Below are 4,901 nucleotides of genomic sequence, written 5' to 3'. Positions count from 1 at the left end.
AGACAAGCCACACCCCACCCGGAGGTTCTCCTCACATCAAGCCAACACGCCTGCTACCAACGTCTGGTCCGAGTACAACTAAATCGAGTTCTGTCCAGGCAACGTCGTGTCAACGGCCATGCTTCCATATAGATGCTGGTCTCTCTCGACCACACAGCAGCTGATTGGCTGGAGGGGGTTATCGTTCGGTGCGGGTCCGCCTTAGCTACCGAGCGAGATCCATCAGTTCTTGTGCGGCATCCAGTCTTTCGTCAATCGACTCGTAGGTGAATACGAAATCGACAATGACTTCGGCGGCGCCCCGTTCGAATGCTAGCGCAAGCCGGTCGGCAACATGTCGAACGCTTTCGCCTGATGCGCTATTAACACGAATGATTTTCTCGAGCGTGTCTGGATCTCTTCCAGAGTCGCGTGCAGCCTGCCGAGCCGCTGCCCACAGCGCCGCCGCGGCGTCCTCTGGAATCGCGTCGAATCCGAGCCAGCCTGCAGCACGCCGCCCAACTCGAGCTAACGCGGCTGGGCTAGCGCCCCCGAGATAAATGGGTGGCCCGCCGTGCTGAACGGGTCGCAGATCCACTTGCGAGAGCGGCAAAGTGATGAAGGGGCTGTTGTACTCGACTGGGTTAGTAGTCCACCACTGGTGCAAAAACGAGAGGATATCGTCGAGTCGGCGTCCACGCGAGGACCAGGACAGACCCAGGGCGTCGTACTCATCCCGCATCCAACCGAGCCCAAACCCTGCTCCGAGCCGGCCATCGCTGAGGACATCAAGCGTGGTCAACGTACGAGCAAGATGAATCGGCTGGTGCAGCGGTGCAGAGGGTACTGAAATTGAACCTCACCCGCGTAGTAACGGCTGCTGCGGCGGCGATGACGGCAAACGGGTCGGCGAACGCGTTAATAGTCCCCAAGTACTCGCTGCGATAGGCGTCGTCGTCGCCGCCGGGGTAGGGGCTGTGAATTTCCAGGGGGGTGAACAGGCGATCACCAGCCCACAGCGAGTCGTAGCCAAGCTGCTCAATGCGTGCCGCGAAGCGGCGCAACGTCGCCGCGCTACCAAATGCCGACCCATACTGAGGAAGTGCCATGCCAATTCGCATGGCCCCATTCTGCTCTACCCAGAGCACCCGAACCTCGGCCGGGCGAGATATTGTCAAGACCTGTGGATGGGGTCACTCGTCGAATGGTTCGTCAGACCAGTGGAACCACGCGTCACTGTCGTGAATGTGGAGTAGGTACTCCGCGACAGGCGTGCCCCGGTCGTTGACCAAGGTCAGTGCGTTGCTGATCAAGTCGTACGCCTGCTCCCAGGAATCCATAGCGTCCCCGGGGTCTGGGTCGTCGGATAAGTCGTCTACGAGTTCGAGTTCGCGGTCGAAGAGTGGCTTGAACCGGGCGAATCCTGGTAAGGCGACGAAGGTGCTTGATGGCCAGGGGAATTCGCCGCCAGTGATGTGAATCTCTCCGATGAGCTCAGCGTCGTGTTTGAGCTGCCAGATTTCTTTTGACACGGAATCTCCTCTGCGAGAATGAATCAAGCGACATTTACATCGCGAGATGATTTTGAGTCGTTGGGTGTAATGTCCGTGGGTCGTTCGAGCAACTTGCCCTTGTGGAAGACAGCGCCGGCACGGACGAGGGCGACCAAGTGTGGTGCGTTGACCGCGCGCCAGCGGGTCTGACTTGCCTCGATTAACTTGTAGGCCATCGCCGGTCCGGCTGCGCGAGAGCCCGGTCCTTGGTGACTTTTTTCCTCAAACGTACTGTGGCAAGGCGCCGCGGCGGTGAACGTATTTGAAAGCGCGCTTCTAAAGCTGGGAAGTACTCCAGCAGAGTGGTCCGCAGGCGGGCCAGGGCGCGATTGCGGTTTATGGATGAATCGGTTCGCCGAGCGTACAGCAGGCGCGGATCCACCGTTATTTCGTCACGCTGACGAAATGGCTGCAGATCGCGGCGCATGCGGGAGGCGGGGATACCGGGGTCGGTGTCCGTTTTCAGTTGAAAGATCCTGGCGCACTTGGGCCTACGAGTATCACGTCGATGCAGATGTGTGGGCCTGGATCGCGGGTGACGCGACGGTCGGCGGTTGGGATTGTGTTGCATGTCAATTTGACTCAGCGAAGCCCGAGTGCCACGATGGCCTGTGCAAGCACCTCGCTAGGTGAGGCGTCTGCGCGGACATAGGCCACTGACCTCGAACGTCGAGAGACGCCCAGGGTCAGGACAGCTCTTCCCGGATTAAGGGTTGAGCCCAAGTGGCTTCCGGCTCTGGTGAGCCGGATACGCCGTGTGGTGCCGAAGCTCTGACGAGAGGGGTGCGGGCCCAAGCTTTTTTCGAGTTGGGCGCTTCTCCCCGTGTGTGAGATATGGCATCCCCGTATGCCCTGGCCGCGAGGAGGTGAGAGCGAAGTGAGTCCCGGTGATAGTCCGTATCCCAGATCGATGACCATTTCGTTGCGATCCGACCCCGGCCACGTTTCGTAGCCCGATTCGGCTCGTTTCGCATATTCTCGCGCACGCCAACGCTTTACGCGTGCGTGCGCGAGTGTGCGCGGAATTGGCCCCGCTGTCGAACCACGGCTGAGTTCGGTCTCTTGATGAGGAGAACTCCGATGTCGCGTTGCGTGCCGGCGGCTATGGCCGCTGCGTTATCAGCGTCAATGGCAACACAATTCAGCATCTGTGCCGCGACGGCCAGCGCGATCGCAGCGAGCTAGGGAAGGGGCCCGACAAATGTTCGTGGACTTCGCGATGCTCGCACCCGAAATCAACTCCGCGCGCATGTATGCCGGGCCGGGATCGGGTCCGATGCTGGTTGCCGCGTCGGCGTGGAACGGCCTGGCCGCGGAGTTGCGTTCGGCCGCACTGTCGTACGGGTCGGCGCTTTCGTCGTTGACCAGCGAGGAATGGCATGGTCCCGCATCGGCGGCGATGGCCGCCGCGGCCACGCCGTACGTGGCCTGGATGAGCACCACCGCCACGCAAGCCGAGCAGGCAGCGGCCCAGGCCGAAGCCGCGGCGGCCGCCTACGAGGCCGCGTTCGCGGCCACGGTGCCGCCGCCGGTGATCGCGGCGAACCGGGCGCAGCTGGCGGCGCTGGTCGCCACCAACGTGCTGGGCCAGAACACGGCGGCCATCGCGGCCACCGAGGTGCAGTACGGTGAAATGTGGGCCCAGGACGCCGCGACGATGTACGGCTACGCCGCCTCGTGCGCGGCGGCGACTCGCCTGCCGATGTTCACCGAACCGGGGCAGACCACCCGCCAGGACGGGCAGGCCCGCCAGGCCGCGGCGGTCACTCAGGCGGGCGGCAACTCGACCGCAAGCCAGCAGGCGACGGTGTCGCAGCTGAACACCGCCGTGCCCGACGCGTTGCAGACGTTGTCGTCGCCGACGGAATCGTCGGGCGGGTCATCGACGGCCGGGTCATCGAGTCTGTCGTCGATCCTGGACCCGAATAGCAATTTCTGGAACACGCTCACGTCGTCCGGGGCGTTTAACCCGGCCCAGGTCGCGCAAGCGGTGACGAGTTCGACGCTGTTCGGCTCCAGCGCCGGCGCCCTCAACGATCTGGCAGACGCGGTGCCGCTGGCGACCGGCGTCGGCTCTGGCGCCCAGGGTCTTTCGGGTCTGTCGGGTATGGCGGGTCTGGGCAACGCAGGCGCCTCGGTGTCGGCCGGCCTGGGCCGGGCGTCGATGGTCGGCCCGCTGTCGGTGCCGCCGAGCTGGGCCCCGCCCGCGCCGGTCGCCAGCCCGTTGCCGTCGGCGTTGGGCGGCACCCCGATGGTGGCCCCGCCCCCAGCGATGGCAGCCGGCATGCCCGGCATGCCGTTCAGCCCCATGGGCAACCGCGGACTCGGACGCGCTGTCCCGCAGTACGGATTCCGGCCGAACTTCGTCGTGCGCCCGCCCGCCGCCGGGTAGGTCTCCGGCACGCGAGCCCTTGGCTTTGGCCGAAAACCGTTACCGTCCGGATCTTTACAACGGCGCATGGAAAAATTCGCGGTGCCGATCGCACCGCCGCCTGCGTCGAGAGGTCTGTGTCACAAAGCCGCTGCGCCCTACGGGAATTCGTCCCACAGGAAATTGCCAGTGGTCCACCAGCGCCACGGCAGACTGGAGGCGGCGGCAGGTAGACGTAGGTTCCGCGCGTGAATGCATCGCGTGACCACGGCATGATTTCCACCCGCTGTACCGCGTCGGGGGCGACACCAATGCTCGGCAGAGATCATCGGTCAACGCGGTCGGGCTGGGTTCGTCGAGCGTGGTGCTGGCGAATCCGTAGAGCACGCGGTCCGTTCGCCAGCCCGCACGGACGATCATTCCGCCGATGAATCCTTTGGACTGCAGCACACGACGAGGGTTGACGACGGGGTCCAGATGACGGGAGTCTCGTCCGGGCCGGCCTCGGCCGGTTGACCCGATCGAAGTCGAAGCCATCATCAGACCACCGATCAGTCAGGCCGCGTGACCGAAACTGTCACCTGGCTGCTCGTGCAGCAGACCCGACGACCCCAACGTCGGTGCACAGGTGCAGATACCACAGCATGTGGCACTGAGACAGGGCCGCGACCGCGACGAGCAGTTGCTCCGGGTTCCAACGGCCAGGATCGCCCCGACCGATCACTGGGTCAGCGGATGCCGGAATCGGCGGGGGTCTCCAAACGTATGCACCTCGTGATTGCGCGAGTAGCTGCGGTAATCGGTCGTGGCACCCGTCCAGGCAACTTCGACTTCATAACGGTGCTCACCTACGCCAACGAGCATCCCACAGCGCGCCCAGCGAATGACTATTTTCGGCTGTCGCTCCGTACCGTCAATAAGGGTTGCGTCCGCCAAGGTGGTGTACGAGTCGGGGACCGATTTGGTGACCGGCGTGTCGTAGCCGAGTGATTGAAGGT

Annotated in this window: 4 protein-coding genes, 2 pseudogenes and 1 riboswitch; of the genes and pseudogenes, 1 reads left to right on the top strand and 5 read right to left on the bottom strand. The window is 63.6% G+C overall.

Annotated features, from left to right (window positions below; translation table 11 throughout):
* Positions 1-205: 205 nt before the first annotated feature.
* The 4 genes and pseudogenes from BST14_RS27465 to BST14_RS27455 form a co-directional block, all read right to left on the bottom strand.
* Positions 206-781: an LLM class flavin-dependent oxidoreductase gene (locus BST14_RS27465; protein WP_281252834.1), complete on the bottom strand. Its 576-nt coding sequence runs from the start codon at positions 779-781 to the stop codon at positions 206-208.
* A complete protein-coding gene (locus BST14_RS31490; protein ID WP_281252833.1) occupies positions 768-1,100 on the bottom strand; it encodes an LLM class flavin-dependent oxidoreductase in 333 nt (110 codons plus the stop codon). Before BST14_RS31490 ends, BST14_RS27465 begins: the two co-directional genes overlap by 14 nt.
* A gap of 72 nt (positions 1,101-1,172) precedes the next feature.
* Complete coding sequence (locus tag BST14_RS27460) at positions 1,173-1,511, bottom strand: hypothetical protein (protein ID WP_083067424.1); 339 nt, start codon at positions 1,509-1,511, stop codon at positions 1,173-1,175.
* Positions 1,512-1,534: 23 nt separating this feature from the next.
* Positions 1,535-1,770 (bottom strand): annotated as a pseudogene (locus BST14_RS27455) (IS256 family transposase); the annotation flags it as partial.
* 376 nt (positions 1,771-2,146) lie between these two features.
* Positions 2,147-2,322: riboswitch (M-box (ykoK) riboswitch) on the top strand.
* A 411-nt stretch (positions 2,323-2,733) separates the two neighbouring features.
* Here BST14_RS27455 and BST14_RS27445 point away from each other — a divergent pair.
* Entirely contained in the window at positions 2,734-3,924 is a 1,191-nt protein-coding gene (locus BST14_RS27445) for a PPE family protein (protein WP_083067423.1), read from the top strand.
* 699 nt (positions 3,925-4,623) lie between these two features.
* Here BST14_RS27445 and BST14_RS30630 read toward each other — a convergent pair.
* Positions 4,624-4,901: pseudogene (locus BST14_RS30630) on the bottom strand (hypothetical protein); the annotation flags it as partial.

It is taken from the genome of Mycobacterium arosiense ATCC BAA-1401 = DSM 45069 (assembly GCF_002086125.1).
Classification (GTDB): Bacteria; Actinomycetota; Actinomycetes; order Mycobacteriales; family Mycobacteriaceae; genus Mycobacterium; species Mycobacterium arosiense.
This window is presented reverse-complemented; position numbering and strand designations above follow the sequence as displayed.

Coding starts and splice junctions, on each gene's coding strand:
- BST14_RS31490 (WP_281252833.1), bottom strand. CDS start 1,100: ATGCGAATTGGCATGGCACTTCCTCAGTATGGGTCGGCATTTGGTAGC.
- BST14_RS27445 (WP_083067423.1), top strand. CDS start 2,734: ATGTTCGTGGACTTCGCGATGCTCGCACCCGAAATCAACTCCGCGCGC.